The following is a 19,932-nucleotide window of genomic DNA, read 5'->3' as shown; positions in this document are numbered from 1 at the left end:
GTGCCTTTACCGGAGGTTCGCGAGCGGCGAGAGGGCGAGGGCAAAGACGAGGCCGAGTGCCGCCGTCGTCAATGGTGTGAGCAGCCAGAAGCGGATTAGCCGCACCACGAGCCGCCCATTGACGGACGCGTAGTCCTGGTTCGCACCGGCGCCGAGCACGGAGGAGACCACCGTGTGCGACGTTGAGAGTGGCCAGTGCAGGCCGAGAGAGCCGAAGACGAGCATCACGCTCGTCACGAGCTGGGACACGAAGGCCCGCAGCGGATCCATGCGGACGAGCCGGTGGCTGAGGGTGTAGGTGATGCGCCACCCGCCCGCGAGCGTGCCGGCCCCTAGGGCGAGCGCCGCCACGAGGACCGCCCATACGGGGACCGCGTCGTAGCCGGAATCGGAGCCCAGTGCCGCGATGACGAAGAGGGCGATGATGCGCTGCCCGTCCTGCAGCCCGTGGCCGAATGCCACGATGGACGCGCCGACGGACTGCGCCGCCCGGAGGCCGGAGTGCACTTGGCTCGGCTGGGAGTAGCGGACCACCCACGTCACCAGCGGCGTGATGAAGAACGCGGCTCCGAACGCGAGAAGCGGGGACAGGACGAGGGGCAGGCCGATCGAGAGCCAGAACACGCGGTCTAGCTCAGCCGGGCCGCGGCCGCCGAGGAGCGCAGCCCCGCCGCTCGCTCCGATGAGCCCGCCCACGAGGGCGTGGGTCGACGAGGCCGGGTAGCCGCGCCACCAACCGAACAGGCCCCACAGCGACGCCGCGACGAGCGTTGCGGCGAGCAGGGTGAGGCCGCCACTGCCCGCGGGGATGGGCACGAGCGAGATGCCCATGAACTTCAGCAGCCAGGCGCTCGCCAGCAGGCCCATCACATTGAAGCCGGCAGTGAGCACGACCGCGACGTCCGCCGTGAGAGCCCGCGTGCGGACGGTGAGGGCAACGGCCATGGACGCGTCGCGGAAGCCGTTGATGAACCCGAAGACGCCTACCAGCACGAGCACCGCGCCGATGAGCGCTGGCGTCATGTCAGGACTCCCTCACGATGATCCGGCCGACCTGGGCGGCGACGGACTGGAGGGCGTGCACGGCGGAGAGGAGAGCGCGGGCCACCTCGACGGTCCGGGCGAAGTGGCTGATCGAGAGCTCCCGCAGTGCGGTCGAGCTCCACACGCGGTACGTGTGCTCGGCACGTTTGGCGAGTCGGGACATGTCTGTCCAGTAGTCCTCGAGATCCTCGAGGCGAGCGAGGGAGCGCATGGCCGTGGTGGTGAGCTCGGCTTGCCGGTGGACGATGTCCAGCATGTCAGCGGCTTCGGATGGAAGCCTGTCGATAGCGTGCAGCTGGATGAGTTCGGCGACGGCCACCAGTTGGCCCACGGCCTGCGCCAGCGACTCGGACAGGACGAGCAGGTCCTCGCGGGGGAGCGGGTTGACGAAGCTCGTGCGGAGCTGGGTCAGCAGGGTCCGCGAGAATTCGGCCGTGCGGGCGTCGTTGGCGATGAGGGCGTCCACGAGCTGCTCGTAGTCGGAGCGACGGGCCCCGAACATCTCCGAGAGCGTCTGGACCCCGAGGACGGACTGCTGGGCCATGGATGCGAGCAGTTCGAGGCCCGCGGTTTCCTGGGGGAACAGCCTGAACTTCATGGATCTCCGGTGCACTGAAGGGCCGACGGGCGCCGGCCCTTCGCATCTTACGGGACTGGGCTGAATGGCCGTTCGGTCCATGTGCGGGCAAAGCTAAGGCGTCGGACCGGGACCGCCTCTCGGCGGATGGCCGCTCAAAGCGGCTAAAAGTTGGAGCCCGGGGGTGCCGCGGTCCGACGCCACATCCAGTGTTCCTCGCTCCCCGCGGAGGAGTCAACCTTGACTCTTGACGCCACGGACGCTACCCGCTGGTCTCAGTCGAGCTGCCCGCGGCGCCAGGCCTTGGCGCTCGCCTCGAGGTCTTCGGCCGTCTTCACGAGCTGGTTCGCGCTCTTCGTGAGCTTCGTCGCATGGTGGGAATTGGCCCATTCCGCGCCGTCCGCGACGGTGGCCTGGCCGAGTGCGACGACGCGGCAGAACGCGGCCGAACGCTCGAGCGCGACGTCGAATTCGCCGTCGAACGCGCCGGAGAGGATGGCGTCCGCCATCGCCGTGAGCTCATCCGCTCCGGGCGGGTCGGCGACACCGGCCACCACGTGGGAGACCTGGGCGGTGTCCTTACCGGCACGGAAGTAGACGGAGATCCTCTCGGGATCCTGCTTCGTGGCCGCGCGCAGGGCGTACAGACGCCACAGGGCTCCCGGGAGGGAGCGTGCGGGGCTCTCGGACCACATCTCGGCGATCGCGTCGAGCCCCTGCTCGTCGGCCAGGCGCACGAGCCTGCGGGTCACCTCCGGGTCCTCGCTCGCGCGTCCCCGGCTCACCAGGGCCTGCGCTGCGAGGTGCGCGGCCTCCGATACGCGCGCGGGATCCGCCCCACCAGCGAACGGCTCGAAGTCGAGTGGTGCGAACGGCTTCGGCTTGTGGTGCCGGAAGGGTTCCGATCCGCTGGATGCTGGGTTCTCGCTCATGCGACTGCCTCGTCCATGCCAAGTACGGTACTCTGCTTCGCTTCGGTGCACATGCGGGCCCTCCCGCCCAGTCGGCTGACCCATGGGCGTGCGACGCCGCGTGTGCGCCCTGCGATAGAGTGGTTCCGTCCGGTGCGTGCCGAGACGGGCCTCTAGCTCAGTTGGTAGAGCAGCGGACTTTTAATCCGCGGGTCGTGGGTTCGAAACCCACGGGGCCCACCAGCAGGATCAATTCCGAAGCCCACGTGGCGAAGGCCCCGGCGGACATCCCGAAGGTGTTCACCGAGGCCCTCGTGGCACGCACGCGGTGGGCGCCTCGTCCGCGGGACGGGGCGGTCAGCGTTCGAGACGGAAGCCGATCTTCAGCGTCACCTGCCAGTCCTTGATCTCGCCCTCCTCAAGGTGGCCCCGAACCGACTTGACCTCGAACCAGTCGAGGTTCCGCAGGGTCTGCGAGGCGGCAGACACTCCGTTCCTGATGGCCGCGTCGATGCCGTCCGGGCTCGTGCCGACGATCTCCGAGATGCTGTAGGTGTTGCTCGCCATGGTTCCTCCTCGTAGCTGGGGGCCCGCGGGCCTCATCGGGGGCAGATGCCCCTTTGGGTGCTGGCAGACTATCCCCGTGACCAGTGCTTGGCCAGAGTCTGCTGAGCTGCGCGCGGGGGCTCTCGCGGCGCGCCTCCGGGCGGCCGGCTGCGTGTTCGCGGAGGAAGAGGCCGCCCTCCTGCTCGACGCCGCTCCGGACGCGCCAGAGCTTGAGCGCCTCGTTCGGCTCCGCGTGGCGGGGGAGCCCCTCGAGCACCTCCTTGGGTGGGCCGAGTTCGCGGGGCTCCGCATTGCTGTAGGGCCAGGCGTGTTCGTCCCGCGCCGGCGTTCCGAGCTGCTTGTTCGGCTCGCCCTGGAACGCCTTGAGCACCGCGCGTACGACCCCGGCCGCCCGGTTGCCGTCCTCGACCTCTGCTGCGGTTCCGGTGCCCTCGGTGCGGGTGTCGCGGCCGGGCTGACCCTTGCCGGGTGGCTCCCGCGCGAGTTCGAGCTCCATGCCGCAGACCTCGACCCGGTTGCCGCCGGGTTCGCGCGGCGCAATCTCGCTCCGTTCGGAGGGCATGTCTCCATCGGCGACCTATTTGCGCCTCTTCCAGCTGGGCTCCGTGGCCGCGCCGACGTGATCCTTGCGAACGCGCCCTACGTCCCCTCGGGCGCGGTCCCGCTCATGCCCCCGGAGGCGCGTGACCACGAACCGCTCACCGCGCTGGACGGCGGAGCCGATGGTCTCGGCCTCCATCGGCGAATCGCCGCCGCCACGGGGGAGTGGCTCGCGCCGGGCGGGGCGCTGATCATCGAGGTGAGCCGGGGGCAGGTGGGGGCCGCACTCGGGTTCCTCGGCGCCGTTGGACATCGAGGAACTGTGGAGGAGGACGAGGACCTCGACGCCCTCGCGATCGTGGCCGCCTAGCCGGCCACGGCGGGGACGTATTCAGGCAGCACGAAGGCGCCCGACGCGTGCACTGGTCACGCCCCCGGCGCCTTCGAATCGGGGATCAGGAAGGGTTACGGCTGTGAGATCACGGGCTGCGAGAAGCCTGCAAATGTCACCGCGTACGCGTAGCTGTACGTCGGTCCATTGACGACCGGCGTCCAGTTCCGGTTGGGGCACTTGTACGCGAAGTCGGCAGCGGTCAGCCCCGTGGCGGACACCTGCGGGATGGCGATCTGGCCGTTCCTGCTGGTGGCCTTGTCCGAAACGGTGGGCTGCGACACCGACTTGGTGAACGGAGTGACCGGTTTGCTCGGGTTGCCCGGGTTGTAGCAGTAGCCGGTGAACGTTGTGGTGACAGTCAGGTTGACGGTCGCGTTCGTGTGTCCGATGCCGCCAATGACGGTCGAGCTGCACGTGGCGGTCGCTCCGCTCCAACTACACACGGGCTCGGAGCTGCCGCTGGCGTAATGCGCTCCCGAGGGAGCATTGCTGAAGTCCGTCGTCGCCTGCGCCGAGGCGGCGAATCCGAAGAACAGCAGGAGTGAAGAAGCGAGGATCATGACGACTCGCTTGAGGTTGCGCTGCATGGTTGTGGCTTTCTGAAGCTCCCTGAGCCCGAGCCCCAGGATCAATCGCAGGGTGTGAACGGGCCAGCAGGGCTGGCTCGCTGGCTCCCACCGGCTCCACCCATGCCAGCGAATGCCATCAGGTCACGGCGCCCGCGTGGCACGCCGTGGCACTTCTCGTGGACGCCGGCACTGGGTCGAGAGCCGGTGACGTCCATAACAAGGGTAGGCGTCTGGCGAGAAATGGTCCATCGTGTTGGGAGCCGCCCCGATGGCTCCCGGGACAAAGCGGCCGGTCGGTAGGCTAGAGCGCATGACGACGGCGCTCATCACCGGGGCCAGCAGCGGTCTGGGGGCCGAATTCGCGCGGCAGCTCGCGGCCCAAGGGCACGGACTGGTCCTCGTGGCCCGCAGCCAGGACCGGCTGGACGCGCTCGCTGCAGAGCTCCGAGGCGCGTACGGCATCGACGTCGAGGTGCTCACCGCCGATCTCACGGACCCCCTGGGCCTCGGGCTCGTCGGCACTCGCCTGGCTGATCCGTCGCGCCCGGTGGGAATCCTTGTGAACAATGCCGGGCTCGGGCTCCTGCACGATTTCCACCACACTCCGATCGAGGAGGAGGTCGCCCACCTCCGGTTGCATGTCGAGGCGGCATTGACCACCACACGCGCCGTTCTGCCAGGCATGCTCGCTCGAGGAGAGGGGCGGATCGTCAACGTCGCGAGCATCGCCGCGTATCTGCCCCGGGGGACGTACTCTGCCGCCAAGGCATGGCTGCTCTCCTTCAGCCGGTGGGCCAATGGCCACTACAAGCGCTCTGGTGTGCTGGTCACGGCGCTGTGCCCGGGAATGACCCGCACGGAGTTCCACGCGAGGATGGGCATGGAGACGCGGTGGATCCCCGGTTGGGCCTGGCTGCAGGCCGACCGCGTGGTCCGCGAAGGCCTGCGGGACAACCTCGCCGGCAAGGCGGTGTCCGTCCCGTCGATGCTGTATAAAACAGTGGCCGTGGCCTCTAGGGTCCTGCCTGCTCGGCTGATGGCGGGCCCCGCAAGACACCCCAGGCGCTGACGGCGGGCAACTCTCCGCCCGTGCGCGGCGGGTGACCGCGAAGCATCTGAAATCTGTGGAAAGACTTTGCCAAAACTGTCACACGCTCCACGGAAGTGAAGGTGCAACCGAAGACGTCAGTTTAGGGGGTTGACTCGGACTCAGATGCTGACCTACCTTCTATTTCGGAGCGGTTCGCCGCTCCACCCGCCGACGGGGGCGCCCCACACGGGGCGCTAGGCGGGAGGTCTTCGCGGGCCGGCAGGCATTCGCCGCGGCCAGTCGTCGAAGCACCGGTGGACGTCTCACCACTGGTCGCCGACACACAGCTACATGTGCTTTGTGGTCGACGGTGCTGCGCACCGTCCCGGCAATCGGTGACGCCTGATGCGACGGTCTGTGCTGTGGAAGGGGCTGAAGCGGCTCGTAGCCGTGGTGGCCGCCTTTGCCATGGCTCTTGCCATCGCGACTCCCGCAGGCGCAGCAACCCTCGCGGACCCGAATCCGAGGGCAGGAACGTGGGCTGTGAGCCCCGCGCAGGTTGCCAACCACCAGGACGCGGCTTCCCTCCCCGCAACACCGGTCACCACCGCGATCACACTCGCCGACATCCGCGCCGTCTCCGGCGCCGCCGCCAGCCTCTGGGCTGGTCACGACGTCAGCGCTGCGACCTTCGCGATCGCGCCCCTCGGCGGAACGACCCTCGCGGTCACTAACGGCACCGTCATCACGGTGAGCCCCACGGCGGCCGGCTGGGGTTGGAGCGTCGGCGGAGTGGCACCCAACCGGATGGACCTCCAGACGGTGATCGCCCACGAGTTCGGCCACGTGCTCGGCCTCGGCGACATCGAAGGCGGCTCCGACCTCATGAGCCGAGTCCTCAGCGCGGGCCAGCGGCGCACGGCGACGGTGCTCACCGTCCCGGATCCGGCTGCGGCGCCGGTTCCGGCTGCGGCGCCTGTTCCCGCGCCTGTTCCGGCTGCCGCGGCTCCGGCTGCGGCGGCTGCGGCGGCGATTCCGGCGCCAGCACCGGCTCCCGCGCCTGTTCCGGCGCCAGCACCGGCTCCCGCGCCTGTTCCGGCGCCAGCACCCGCTCCCGCGCCTGTTCCGGCTGCGGCACCTGCTCCGGCACCGGCCTCAGCGCCTGAGCCGGCGCCAGTTGCGTCCGCGGTGCCGGCTGGCACCACGCCCGCGAGCACCACGACGGCGAGCACCATGACGGCGAGCACGAACGCGGCGGCGACCAGCTCGCCGTCGTCCGTGTCTGCTCCGCCCACGACGGCAGCCCCGCCCACGCCCACCTCAGGAACCACGCCGTCGGGTACCACCTCCCTGACGGCCCCCCAGTCGGCCTCCGGTGCGACCGCCAGTGGGCCCGCCCCCTGGACGCTCCAGATGAGCGCCACGACCGCGACCCTCGCGTTCCACGCGGATGGGACGGTCACGTTCGGGAGCCAGACCCGGCAGCTGTCGACCGTCTCGAGCATCTCGGTGATGGGCACATCCGGCAACGACACCCTCACGGTGGACCGCGGCATGGTCAATCCGCACATCACGATCAGCTTCGACGGCGGTCCCGGCTTCGACACGTTGGCGACAGCGGGAACTGTCGTGAAGTTCCGGTCCGTGGCAGTCAATGCGAGTACCGGGACGCTGTTCCTCGATGCGACGACCATCAACTACACGAACATCGAGCCGATCACCGCAGGCGGCACCGCAACAGACATCGTGTACACCCTCGGCGGCGGCGACGACACGGCGACCCTGACCCAGTCCGGCGCGACCCTCACGCTCGCGAGCACCAACGGAAGCTTCGAATCGGTCGCCTTCGCGGCCCCGTCCGGGTCACTCACGATCGATGGCGCCGGGGGATGGGACTCGCTCACCCTGAGCGGCGCGATCACCCTCGGCCCCGCGGGACTCACCATCCACGCTGAGAAGGTCACGCTCGCCTCAGGGACGGTCCTGACCGCTGGCACCGTGCTCCTCGACGCCTCGGACAGCATCACTGGCGGCCCGCGAAACCCAATCAGCGATCCCCGCTCTTGCGCGTCACTCGCGACGCACTGCGGCGACGTCGAGGTCACCCTCCAGGACAGCCAGGTCACCTCGGGCGGGTTCACCGCACAGGCTGCCTCGAGCGTTGCCCCGGATGCGACCGATGCCCTTGCCTACGCCATCAACGCCTCGTCGAAGGCCCTCGTCTCGATCCTCGGCACCACGCAGATTGCCGCCTCAGGGGACGTGGTCCTCTCGGCCGCCTCGACCGTAGGCCCGGTCACGCTCATCAAGGACTACGGCGACGCCGCCATCGTCGCCTCCGACGCGGAGGTCACGATCGGCGGCTCGGCCGTGGTCAAGGCGGCCGGCAAGACCACCGTCAGCTCGATCTCGAAGGTCGACGTCGGCGCGACCCCCGGGGCCGCCGGCAAGAGCGAGGGCTCCGCCGACTCGAGCGGCGCCTCGGCAAAGGATGCGGCCGTTGCGATCATCACGGTGAGCACGACGGCGGTCAGCAAGGTCACGAACACGGCCCACCTCGAGGTCACCGGCGATCTGGCCCTGACGGCCACGAACCATGCGGGCCTCACCGGGACGGGCGATGCGAGGGCGGCCACCTCCGGTGCCGGCATCGCCGTCGTGAACCTGAGCCAGACCACGCAGGCGATCATCGACTCGACGGCCGTCACCCCGACCAAGGCCGCGAACATCACGCTCACCTCCAACGCGGACGGTGCCAGCGCGGCGTCGGCGAAGGCGAGCCCCGGCGGCTCCACCGCGAACGACAAGCCCACCAACGACCCGTCACGCGCGAACGGCCAGGCCACCACGGCGGACGGCGCGATCGGCCTCGCCGGGGCCCTCGCCGTCAGCGTCTTCACGGCCCTCACACAGGCCGTGGTCCAGACCGCGAATCTCGTCACGGGTGCACTGAAGCTGCTCACGACATCCCAGGCCTCCTCGAGCGCCGCGGGCGACGGGAGCACGACGGCGAGCGGCGCCCCGGGCGTCGGCGTTGGCGTGGGCATCGATGTGGCGAACGTGACGACAGAGGCGTACATCTCCGGCGCTACCATCCAGGCGACGTCGGTGACCATCGAGTCAGACGAGACCCGCACAGGCGGCTCCGGCTTCACCTCGAGCGCGACCTCGGGGGCGAGCGGCAACTCGGGCGGCGTCACAGCCGCTGGCTCGTTCGCCCTGACCCTGGTCAACGGCAAGACCCTCGCCGAGGTCCGCGGGGCGGGCAACACGCTCACCGGCACGCCCGCCGTGGCGCTGAAGGCCACGGGGAAGCACGCGAACTCGGCAACGGCGAACGCGGCCCAGAACGGGGGAGCGACAGGCATCGGCGCCTCGATCGCCCTCGGCATCATCGACTCGGTCGTCGCGGCGCGGCTCGTCAAGGATGCCGTCCTCGCCGGAGCCGGAGGGCTGACGCTGGCCGCAGCGGGCAGCGACGCCACGACCACCTCGGCCACCGGCGGGGCCAAGGGCGGCTCGAACGCCTCGCTCATGGGCGTGGTGGCGATCACGATCTCGAACGTGCAGACGGTCGCATCGATCCTTTCCGGTCCCGCACTCGCGCTGGCGGGCGCCCTGACCGGATTGGCGACCCAGGCCGCCTCGGCGACGACCACGGCGACGGGCAGCACCACCGCAGGCGCCGGTGCGAGCCTCGCCGCGGGCATCAGCCTCGCCCTCACGGTCGCGGACCACGCGGTCGATTCCTCGATCGCCCGGAACACCACCGCTGGCGGAGATGTTGCGATGAGCGCGGACGGTTCCTCCGCCACCTCGACAACCTCGACTGCCTCCGCCGCCGGCGCGCCGGGCGGCACGGCCAGCAGCCCGTCCAGCACCGATTCCACGGGCATGACGGCCAACCAGAAGGCCGACTCGCAGCTCGCCTTCGCAAGCGGAAAGTCCACCGCGAACGGCGGCAGCGGGGCATCCTCGCTGACCACGCCGGCTGCGACCGATTCGAGCGGCAACGCCATCACAGTCGCGGCGGCGCTGGCCTTCAACATCGTCACCTCGTCCTCGACGTCCCAGCTCGCGCCCGCCACTACCATCTCGACCCCTGGGAAGGTCGCCTTCTTCTCGGCCAACACGACCACGGCCCAGGCAACGGCCGACGGCTCGGCGTCCGGTGGGACCGGCCCGACCATCGGTGCTGCGATCGCGATCAACAAGGCAACGATTATCAACGAGGCCTCGACGGGCGCGGGTGCGACTGTCACGGCCACGGGCCTCACGCTCACCGCCGCCAACCACGCAGACCCCTCGGCGCCGGCCACCCCGCACCCGCACAGCACCGCAGCAACGGCGACGTCCGGTGCAAGCGGCGCAGGCTCGAATGTGGGCGTCGCCGGATCCTTCGCACTCAACATCGCGAACCTCTCGACGATTGCGGCCGTGCACGCGGCGACGGCCACGACAACGGAACCCCTCGGCGGGATCAACCTCGGCGGCCCCGGCAACGCCGCCGCGACCGCGGGCTCCTCGTCCGCTAACGGCGCCTCCGCCTCAGCGGCGCAATCCACCGGCGGCAGCGGCGGAACCTTCGGCATGGGTGCCTCGATCGGCCTCAATCTCGTGACGGACCAGGTCTTCGCGGGAGTCGACGAGCTCGCGGTCGGCACGCGCGGCCCCCCACTCACCGGCATCAACAACTTCACCATCCAGGCGACCAACAGCGATACGCTGACGACTGCGATCGACGGTGGAGCAGGCGGAGCGAACATTTCGCTCGCGCCGGCCATCGGGATCACGCTCGCGAACGTATCGACCACCGCCGGAATCGGCGGAGCCGACTCGACCGTAGTCGGCACCACGGCCCTCTCCGGAGCGGTCTCCGCGACCGCTGACCAGACGACGAAGGCCACCACCACCGCGAAGGGCGCTGCGACGGCGGCCTCCGGCGGGACCCTCGCCCTCGGCTTCGCGCTCGCCCTCGCCGTCGTCGACTCCGCCTCCTCCGCGCCGCTCGACCGCACGCTGTCCGCGGCCTCGGCCAGCTTCACGGCCCACCACACTGGGGCCACCACGACCACCGGCACCGCGAGCGCGGCCGGCGCCCAGGGCGAGGGATCCGACACGTCCGGCAAGGACGTCAATGGCAAAGCGGACGCGGCCCTTGCCGACGCGAAGGGCAAGTCCGCTGCAAACGGCGGCAAGCCCTCGGCAACGAGCTCGACGCCGAAGACCACCGTGGACAAGACCTCAGGTGGCTCGGGCAGCATCAGCGTCGCCGCTGCCATCGCCATCAGCGTGGTGGGGGTAAGCACGACGGCGCAGCTCGCCTCGGGCGCCACGCTCACCACCGCCGGCGGAGCCTCCTTCACGGCGGACACGAACGCGGACGCGATCACCGAAGCCAAGGGCGACGCGACCTCGCCGTCGGCCTCCGGCATTGCCGCCGCCGTGGCGATCACCAAGGCCACCGTGACCACGCAGGCACTGGTCCCCGCGGGGGCATCGGTCAACGCGGGAGCCCTGTTCCTCTCGGCCACCGAGCGCACGGTGGGCACGGACGGCGTCAACACGCTCTCGGCGAAGGCCACCTCGGGAGCAAGCGCGGGCAAGGACATCGGCCTTGCCGGTTCCTTCGCGTTGAACCTGACGAACATCGTGACGCAGGGCGAGGTGCTCGGGACCGCGTCGCTCACCGCGAACGGGTCCGTCACGGGGGCCACTGGCGACGTGTCGTTCACGGCCGGCCAGTCGACTGAGAACCTTGCCGCGGCCGCCGCCACCACCGCTGGCAGCGGAGGTGCCACGGGCATCGGCGCATCGATTGCGCTGAACCTCATCAACGACGACACAGCTGCCGGTATGGCCGCAGGTGCCACGCTGACCGGCGCCCACCAGCTCACCGGCAAGGCTGACGGCACCGACAAGGCCACCACGACGTCGGCCGGGGGTGCTGCGGCCGGTACGTCCGGCTCGCTCTCCCTTGCGGCGTCCCTGGCGCTGACGATCAGCAACGTCTCCACGACCGCATCGATCGATTCCGGTGCTGCGACAACCCTCACCGCCGGCGCCACGTTCAGTGCCACCCAGTCCGCGACGGTCGCCGACACGGCAAGCGGTGCGGCCGAGGGCGGCAGTACGCTCGCGCTCGGGATCTCGCTGGCCCTCACGATCGCCAACCACGCCGTCGACTCGTCGCTCAGCCGCGTTCTCTCCGCGGGCGGGGATGTCACATTCCTCGCGACGGGCACCTCGCAAGTATCAGACACCTCTACGGCGAGCGCGGCCGGCGCGGAAGGACAGGGCGGCTCCGGCACGGACTCCTCGGGTAAGGATGTGAACGGCAAGGCGGACTCCGCCTCCGGGACGGCGGCGGGCCTGCAGAACGCGAACAGCTCCAAGACCACCGCGGCCAAGGCCTCGCCGAAGGCCACCACTGACAAGGGCGGGGCTGGGGGTGGGTCCGGGACGATCTCCGTCGCCGCGGCCATTGCCATCACCATGTCCACCCACGCGGTGACCTCCCGGATGGCCGCGGGCCTCACGCTCGCGACCCCCGGCAAGGCGTCCTTCGCGGCATCGGCGAACACGGACGCGAAGGCCGTGGCGGACGGCTCCGCAACCTCCTCGTCCGGGGTCGGGATCGGCGCGGCGGTCGCGATCAACCTGGCCACCGTGACGGTTCTTGCCGTGGTGCCGGTGGGCGCGAGGGTGGATGCCGGTTCGCTGGCGCTAGCGGCGACAGAGCGGACGGTAGGCACGGACAGCGTGAACGCGTTCGGCGCCGAGGCGGTCTCAGGCGCGACGGCCGGGTCCAGCATCGGCCTGGCGGGCTCGTTCGCGCTCAACTTGGCCAACGTCACGGTCACCGCCCAGCTCGCGGGCACCGCAGTGCTGACGGCGACCGGGGATGCCTCGTTCTCCGCCGGGTCGGCGACCGAGAACACGGCCAAGGCCACGGCGGCGGCGAAGATCTCGGGAGGAACGCTGGGTCTGGGCGCGTCGGTGGCGCTGAACCTGATCAACATCGCGGTGGTCTCCGGCCTCGCCGCGGGCTCGACACTCACGGGTGGGCGCGCTGTGACCATGACGGCGACGAACAGCGACAAGGCGACCACCACCGCGGAGGGCGGGGCGGCGGCCACCGGCCAGACCACGGCGTCCCTCGCGGCGTCGCTCGCCCTGACGATCAGCGACGTGTCAACGACTGCGAGCATCCTCGCCGGCCCGGCGCTGAACCTCGCCGGGGGGATCACCGCGCATGCGGACCAGACTGCTTCTGTCACGGGCACCGCGAAGGGGGCTGCGTCCGGCGGCAGCACCCTCGCGCTCGGCCTGTCCCTGGCGCTGACGGTTGCCGACCACACCGTCGATTCCTCGCTCGGCCGCGCGGCGACGGCCGGCGGGGACACGGCGTTCCTGGCCGAGGGTACCTCGCAGGTGTCCGACTCCTCGACGGCGAGCGCGGCTGGTGCGGAGGGACAGGGTGGCGCCGGCACGGACTCCTCGGGCAAGGATGTGAACGGGAAGGCGGACACGTCCCTGGGGACCGCGAAGGGTATCCAGTCCGCCAACAGCGGCGGGAAGACCACGTCGTCGTCCTCGACGCCGAAGGCCACCACTGACAAGGGCGGCTCCGGCGGCGGCTCCGGGACTGTCTCGGTCGCGGCGGCGATCGCGGTGACGCTCTCCACGCACACCGTCACCTCGCAGCCGGCCGCGGGCCAGACCTTGGCCACGACCGGCAAGGCCTCCTTCGCGGCCGCGGCGAACACGGACGCGAAGGCCATGGCGGACGGCTCCGCAACCTCCTCCTCCGGAATTGGCATCGGGGCCGCAGTGGCGGTCAACCTCGTGAACGCGACCGTCGCTGCCGGCATCCCGGTGGGCGCGACAGTGAACGCGGGCTCGCTGGCGCTGTCGGCGACCGAGCGCACGGTGCCCGGCGTGGGGGGCGGCACGGACAGCGTGAACACGTTCGGCGCCGAGGCCACCTCGGGCGCAGCGGCGGGCGGAAGCTTGGGGCTGGCCGGGTCGTTCGCGCTCAACCTCGTCAACCTGACCGTCAGCGCCCAGCTCGCGGGCACCGCAGTCCTCCCCGCCGCCGGGGATTCCGCCTTCACCGTTGGCTCGGCGACCGAGAACACCGCCAAGGCCACCGCACAGACCACCGGAGGCACCACCGCGGGTCTGGGCGCGTCGGTGGCGCTGAACCTGATCAACGACGCGATGGTCTCCGGCCTCGCCGCGGGCTCGACACTCACGGGTGGGCGCGCTGTCACGGCCGCCGGGACGAACAGCGACAAGGCGACCACCACTGCCGAGGGCGGTGCCGCGGCCCCGTCCGGATCGTCGCTGGCCCTGGCCGGCGCGCTCGCCCTGACGATCAGCGAAGTCTCCACGGCCGCGAGCATCCTCGCCGGCCCGGCGCTGAACCTCGCCGGCGGGATCACCGCCCATGCGGACCAGACCGCTTCTGTCACGGGCACCGCGAAGGGGGCTGCGACGGGCGGGACCGTCGTCCTGGGACTCTCCCTCGCGCTGACCATCGCAGACCACGCCGTGGACTCCTCCCTCTACCGCAACACCACGGCTGGAGCGGACGTCTCGTTCGCAGCAGACGGCACGTCCCAGGTCTCCTCCTCCGCGACGGCAAGCGCGGCCGGCGTCGAGGGCCAGTCGTCGACGTCAACCGGCTCGACCGACTCCTCCGGCAAGGACGTTAACGGCAAGGCCGAGACAGCCCTGGGCACGGCCAAGGGCCTCCAGTCCGCCAACAGCGGCGGGAAGACCACGTCGTCGTCCTCCACGCCGAGCACCAAGCAGGACTCCGGCGGCTCCAACGTGACCGTTGCGGCCGCCGTCGCGATCAACCTCGTGACGTCCACGGCAACGTCGATCCTCGCCCCGGGTGTCTCGCTCACCGTCCATGGCGGCACCGCACGCTTCGCGACCACGAACAACACCGACGCCCCGGCCACGGCGGACGGCTCGGCGAGCAACAGCACCAAGGTGGGAATCGGTGCCGCCGTCGCGATCAACCTCGTCAAGGTCCGCAATGAGGCGAGCCTCGGCGTCGGTTCCCAGCTCTCCGCCAACGGCCTCACCCTGAGTGCAACAATGCGGGTACTAGGCACAGGCCCGACGGCGGACACGGAGCACACGGTGACCGCCACCGCGACGGCCGGCGCCGCCAACACCTCCGGGACACTCGGTCTCGCGGGGGCGTTCGCCCTCAACGTGGTGAACCTGACCACCGTGGCGACGGTCCACGCCGACCCGAGCACCACGCTTCCGGCCGGTGTCACGGGCAACGTCTCGCTCACCGGCGGTGCGGCGAGCATGACCGCTGCCTCGAACTCGAACAGCACCACCAAGGCCTCGGCCAAGCAGTCCGGCTCCGGAACCGTCGGCATAGGCGCCTCGGTGGGCATCAACCTCGTCAACGACACGGTCTATGCGGGCATCGACCAGGTCGCGGACCCGACGCGCGGACCCCCGCTCACGGGCGCGGGCAGCCTCACAGTCAACGCCACGACCACAAGCGCTATTGACAACGAGGTCGACGCCGGTGGCAAGGGCGGCAGCGTGACCGTGACTCCGGCCGTGGCCGTAACCATCGCGACCCTGCGCACGAGCGCGTCCCTGGGTGCAAGCACCACCGCGCTCACCTCAAGCGGAGCCGTCTCGGCGACCGCTACCCAGAACGCCGCTACCACCACCACCGCCAAGGGCGACACGACGGTCGGCTCCTCGGCAGGCTTCGGCATCTCCCTCGCACTTGCCATCGTCGACGACGGCGTCGACTCGGGTACCGCCCGGAGCATCACCGCAGCTGGCGGCAGCGGTGCCATTTCCTTCCGGGCCCTCGGGACTTCTGCGAACGTCACGACCGCCGAGGCCGCTGCCGAGGGCGCTGAGGGCCAGACGACCTCGGCATCCAACAGCAAGGACTCCTCCGGCACCGACGTGAACCAGAAGGCCGATTCCAAACTCGGTGCCGCGAAGCAGACGCAGGCGGACAACAGCAACGGCCAGACGACCGGCACGTCCTCGACTCCCAAGGCGGCGAGCAACGACAACGGCGGCGCCTCGGTGTCCGTCGCCGCCGCAGTGGCGATCAACGTGGTCGCCGTCGCCTCTCGCGCATGGTTCGCGAACGGCGTCGTCATCTCCTCCGGCGCCGTGGTGACCCTCAGGTCGACGGCGGATGCCGATGCCCGTGCGATTGGCCGCGGCGACTCGACCGCGGATGCCAAAGTCGGGATCGGGGCGGGCGTCGCGGTCAACAAGGCCGACATCACGAACACGGCACTGACGGGTACCGCCACGATCACGGGCACGGGCCTCGTGCTCTCTGCCGGGATGTCGGCAGGCGGCGCGGGCGACGTCCTGCGGGTGTGGAGCGATGCAGACCACGCCTGGAAGGTGATCGACGCCGGCAGGCAACTCCCGGGTCCGTCTGCCGGCGACCTCGCCGCCGCGAAGGCGAAGACGTCGTCGAACAATGCGGGCATCTACAAGTACGACGGCGCGACCGCCAAGTGGGTGCTCCAGACAGACGCCGGCGCCTCCATCGCCTCGGGCGACACCCTCCCCAGCGCACCGAGCGCGAACCAGCTCTTCGTCCTGGCGGCGCCCAAGGACAGCCACCCGACCGGCAGCGTCTGGCAGTGGAACGGCACAGCTTGGGTATTCGTGACCAAGGACGCGTACGACGACTTCGACGCCCTTCCGGCCGATTCCACCTCCAAGGACACGCTCTTCCAGCTCACCCAGCAGGACGGCAGCAACGCGCCCGGGATCTACAAGCGCTCAGCGAGCCACACGTGGGCCGCGGCCAGCACCACCGTCACCGACGGCGACCACCTGCCCGACAGCCCGACCGACGGCCAGGTCTTCCGGCTCTGGGAGCACGAGGTCACGGCCACCGCGTACGCCGGCGTGGGCAAGGCCACCTCCGTGGGCGTGGCAGGCGCCCTCGCGATCAACATCGTCACCGAGCACACGGCCGCGCTGCTGCAGACCGGCGCGTCCGCGACCCTCACGACGGTCGCCGTCTCGATCACCGCACTCGCCAACTCCTACGACCTCGCCAAGGCCACATCGAAGGCCGAGGTCGGCTCCGCGACGGGCGTCGGCGCGTCCGTCGCCCTCACGGTCCTGCCCGACAACACGGTGCGGGCAGGCGCACAGGACGGCGCGACGCTCACCGGTGGGACATCCCTCACCGTCGACGCGATGGGCCTCCGCGAACTTCCGACGACGGCGGAGGGCGGCACCTCGGGTGGCACTGCGGTCACCCCGGTCGTAGCCCTCGTCGTCAGCGTCGGAGATACTGTCGAGGCCCGCCTGGGAACCCCAGCATCAGGCGGGCCCGGCTACACCACCTCTGCCGGCACGGGCGCCGTCGTCGTCCATGCGACGCACGTCAACCGGATCGTGACAGAGGGCAACGCCGACGCCGCGGGCAAGAGCACCGCGGTGGGCATCGACGTCTCGGTCAACGCCGTCGTCAGCTGGAGCACGACGGCGACGATCGCCCGCGATGTCACGGCCGGCTCGGTCGACGTGCTCGCCTCCTCGGAGATGACGAGCGAGGCGAAGTCGGTCGCGAGCGCGAAGGGCTCGAGCGATTCCGAAACGAAGAGCGGCGACTCGAAGGCCAACGAGCAGGCGAACGGCAGCAACCCGAACACGCAGTCCACGAAATCCGCCACGGCGGGCATGCCCTCCTCGTCCGGCGGCACGAACGGTTCCAATGGCGCGACGGGCGCGAACTCCCAGTCCGGCTCGCAGTCCGGCAGCTCGGGCGGCGGGACGGGCGTCGCCGCGGCCATCGGCGTCAACTGGGTCATGGCGACGACGACGGGCAGCATCGCGGCGGGCGTCACGGTCACGGCGACGAGCGGCTCGGTGTCCGTCCAAGGCCTCATGCTCGCCGAGGCAACGGCACGCGGCATGGGCAGCGCGATCGACCTCCAGAAGGACACGGGTGTGGGCGCCGCGATCGGCCTCAATGTCCAGGTCCTCACCACGACGGCGACGATCGGCGCGGGCGCGCACGTCACCGGGCAGACGGGCGTGACCGTCAACGCTGGGACGCCGGACGCCAAGCACAGCACGTTCGTGATCTGGGGCATCTCCGCCGGCGCCGGCAACAACACCGCTGGTGTCGCGGCCTCCGCCGCCGTCCAGATCCTGCTCCTGACCACGACGGCGTCCGTGGGGACAGGCGCGGTGCTCTCCGCGCCGGCGGGCGGCATCACCGTCTCTGCGGCGGATGCGGTCATCTTCTCGAACATCGCCCTCTCCGGCGGCTTCTCGAAGGGCAACGGCACCGCGATCGGCGGAGCGATCGCCGTGAATTACTTCGAGATCAGCACGAAGGCCACGGTCGACTCCACGGCCCTGACCCCCACGTCGCTCGACGCATCCGGGGCGATCTCGGTGACTGCGTCCGCGACCCTCGCGGGCCAGGAGCCCGAGACCCCGCTCAAGGGCAAGATCACGCTTCCGTCCGTCACGAATGTCGCCGCAGGCGGCGGCGCGAGCAGCGGCGGCGCGGCCGTGAGCGGCTCGTTCATCATCCAGATCTTCTCGATAGACACCCAGGCCACGCTCGGCGCCGGAACCAAGGTCAACCAGAGCATCGGCCTCGGCGGCACCGGTCAGTCGCTCACGGTCAAGGCCACCGGCGGCCTCACCCTCATCGATTTCGCGGGCGCGCTCTCGCTCTCCAAGAGCTCCGCCGCGGTCGGCCTGACCGTCATCGTCGACGTCTTCAACATCAACGCCGTGGCGTCGATCGGCAACGGCGCCCTCGTCACCGCGGGCGGGACCGTCACCGTCGACGCCGAATCGGCGGAGACCATGACCGAGGTCTCCGTCGCCGGCGGCGTCTCGCTCAACTCGTCGTCTGTCACCGGCGCCGTGGTCGTCGTCGTCCTCAACCAGGGCGGGTCGTCGCCGAAGGTCGCCGCAGCCATCGGCTCGAACGCGTCGGTGACCGGCCAGAGCGGCGTGGCCGTCACGGCATCGAAGACCGGCACCGTGAACCTCGCCGCGGGCAACATCGCCGTGGGCGGCGGCTCGGCCGGGGTCGGCGCGTCCGCCGTCGTCGTCGTGCGCGATTCCACGGTCGAGGCGACTGTTGGAACGGGCACCACCGTCCACGCGGGCGGGACCGGACTCGTTGTCGTGGCGACGCAGGATGCGAACTACCTCTTCCTCGCCGTGGGCGGTGCGGGCGGCAACTCGGCCGGGGTGGCGGGTTCCGTCGTCGTCAACGTCACGAGCGACACGACCAAGGCGCACATCGATGCGTCCGCGACCGTCACCCAGGGCACGTCAACGGCCGTGTACGCGAAGGACACCACCAAGGTCCTCAGCCTCGCGGGCGTATTGACCGTCGGCGGCACGGCTGGCGTCGGCGTCGGCGTCGACGTCGAGGTCCTCACTAAGGACACCGAGGCCTGGGTCGGCCATGGGACGACGATCGCGGGCTCGGGCAACCTGATAGTCGATGCGGTCTCGAGCGAGAAGCTCACGTCCATCTCGGTGGGCGGCGGCTTCGCCGGAACCGCGGCCGTGAACGTCAACGCCGCAGTCCCCGCGATCACCGTCACCACGAAGGCGTACCTCGACGACGGCGCCTCCGCCTCCGACGGCGTCACCGCTACCATGGGCGGCACCGTGCGGGTGAGTGCGGACGAGGCTCTCACCCTCAACGTCATCGCGGGCAACATCTCGGCCGCTGGCACCGCCGCGGTCGGTGCCGCCGTCGCCGTCCCCGTGGTCTCCAAGGAGACCCACGCCTGGATCGGCAACTACGCGAACGTCAGCGGCGCGGGCGCTGCCGGACTCGACGTCGCGAGCGGTTCCTACACCGTCACGCCCCACGATCCGCGCTTCGCTCAGAGCGACGTGGCCGGTGCGGTGATCCATGTCGACAGCCACGGGTTCTCCGACGGAGACCAGGTCCAGTACGACGCCGGCTACGGCACCCCGTTCAGCCAGCTCACGCAAGGCGGCCAGTACTACGTCAAGGTCATCGATCCCAACCACTTCGAGCTGTTCGCCGGGGCGGACCTCAGCGGCTCGCCGATCACCCTCACGGGCGCCACGGGTGAGAGCCACCGGCTCTTCAAAACCTCCGAGGCGAACGTCACCCAGGATGCGACACCGCGCTTCAACCCGGACAACGCCGTCGACCTCGTGGGCAACCGCATCAAGCTGCCCTACGCGCTCGGGACCGTCAGCAACAACGACGCGGTCGTCTACAGCTCCGGTGGAGGGACGCCGAT

Annotated in this window: 8 protein-coding genes and 1 tRNA gene (1 of these 9 only partly in view); 4 read left to right on the top strand and 5 right to left on the bottom strand. The window is 70.4% G+C overall.

The window, feature by feature from the left end; genetic code table 11:
* Window positions 1-6 precede the first annotated feature (6 nt).
* The 3 genes from LF262_RS05950 to LF262_RS05940 all read right to left on the bottom strand — a co-directional run bounded on the left by LF262_RS05950 (window position 7) and on the right by LF262_RS05940 (window position 2,553).
* Complete coding sequence (locus LF262_RS05950) at window positions 7-1,023, bottom strand: inorganic phosphate transporter (RefSeq protein ID WP_235779376.1); 1,017 nt, start codon at window positions 1,021-1,023, stop codon at window positions 7-9.
* A 1-nt stretch (window position 1,024) separates the two neighbouring features.
* Window positions 1,025-1,642 carry a nuclease PIN gene (locus LF262_RS05945; RefSeq protein ID WP_235779375.1) on the bottom strand — a complete coding sequence of 206 codons (618 nt, stop codon included), beginning with the start codon at window positions 1,640-1,642 and terminating at the stop codon, window positions 1,025-1,027.
* Window positions 1,643-1,896: 254 nt separating this feature from the next.
* Window positions 1,897-2,553, bottom strand: a complete 657-nt coding sequence (locus LF262_RS05940; RefSeq protein ID WP_235779374.1) for a hypothetical protein — start codon at window positions 2,551-2,553, stop codon at window positions 1,897-1,899.
* 146 nt (window positions 2,554-2,699) lie between these two features.
* On the opposite strand from LF262_RS05940, the gene LF262_RS05935 reads away from it, so the two are divergent.
* Window positions 2,700-2,775: transfer RNA gene (locus LF262_RS05935), tRNA-Lys, on the top strand.
* 114 nt (window positions 2,776-2,889) lie between these two features.
* Here the strand turns inward: LF262_RS05935 and LF262_RS05930 are convergent.
* On the bottom strand, window positions 2,890-3,099 hold the full coding sequence (locus LF262_RS05930) for a dodecin (RefSeq protein WP_235779373.1): 210 nt from the start codon (window positions 3,097-3,099) through the stop codon (window positions 2,890-2,892).
* Window positions 3,100-3,175: 76 nt separating this feature from the next.
* Here LF262_RS05930 and LF262_RS05925 point away from each other — a divergent pair, with 76 nt between their 5' ends.
* Window positions 3,176-4,009, top strand: coding sequence for a putative protein N(5)-glutamine methyltransferase (locus LF262_RS05925; RefSeq protein WP_235779372.1), 834 nt, complete (start codon window positions 3,176-3,178; stop codon window positions 4,007-4,009).
* A gap of 95 nt (window positions 4,010-4,104) precedes the next feature.
* On the opposite strand, the gene LF262_RS05920 is transcribed toward LF262_RS05925, so the two are convergent.
* Window positions 4,105-4,620: a hypothetical protein gene (locus LF262_RS05920; protein WP_235779371.1), complete on the bottom strand. Its 516-nt coding sequence runs from the start codon at window positions 4,618-4,620 to the stop codon at window positions 4,105-4,107.
* A gap of 292 nt (window positions 4,621-4,912) precedes the next feature.
* Between LF262_RS05920 and LF262_RS05915 the strand changes: the two genes are divergently transcribed.
* Entirely contained in the window at window positions 4,913-5,671 is a 759-nt protein-coding gene (locus LF262_RS05915) for an SDR family NAD(P)-dependent oxidoreductase (RefSeq protein WP_235779370.1), read from the top strand.
* 366 nt (window positions 5,672-6,037) lie between these two features.
* Window positions 6,038-19,932, top strand: partial view of a hypothetical protein gene (locus tag LF262_RS05910; protein ID WP_235779369.1) — the 5' end (the start) only. The gene runs 22,807 nt beyond the window's last position; the window shows 13,895 of its 36,702 coding nt (coding positions 1-13,895); it begins with the start codon at window positions 6,038-6,040; the stop codon falls past the right edge of the window.

This window comes from Sinomonas notoginsengisoli (genome assembly GCF_021554725.1).
GTDB classification, from domain to species: domain Bacteria; phylum Actinomycetota; class Actinomycetes; order Actinomycetales; family Micrococcaceae; genus Sinomonas; species Sinomonas notoginsengisoli.
This window is presented reverse-complemented; position numbering and strand designations above follow the sequence as displayed.

Bases quoted from the DNA above. Each gene is read 5' to 3' on its own strand.
- LF262_RS05950 (WP_235779376.1), bottom strand. From the start codon at position 1,023: ATGACGCCAGCGCTCATCGGCGCGGTGCTCGTGCTGGTAGGCGTCTTC.
- LF262_RS05945 (WP_235779375.1), bottom strand. From the start codon at position 1,642: ATGAAGTTCAGGCTGTTCCCCCAGGAAACCGCGGGCCTCGAACTGCTC.
- LF262_RS05940 (WP_235779374.1), bottom strand. From the start codon at position 2,553: ATGAGCGAGAACCCAGCATCCAGCGGATCGGAACCCTTCCGGCACCAC.
- LF262_RS05930 (WP_235779373.1), bottom strand. From the start codon at position 3,099: ATGGCGAGCAACACCTACAGCATCTCGGAGATCGTCGGCACGAGCCCG.
- LF262_RS05920 (WP_235779371.1), bottom strand. From the start codon at position 4,620: ATGCAGCGCAACCTCAAGCGAGTCGTCATGATCCTCGCTTCTTCACTC.
- LF262_RS05915 (WP_235779370.1), top strand. From the start codon at position 4,913: ATGACGACGGCGCTCATCACCGGGGCCAGCAGCGGTCTGGGGGCCGAA.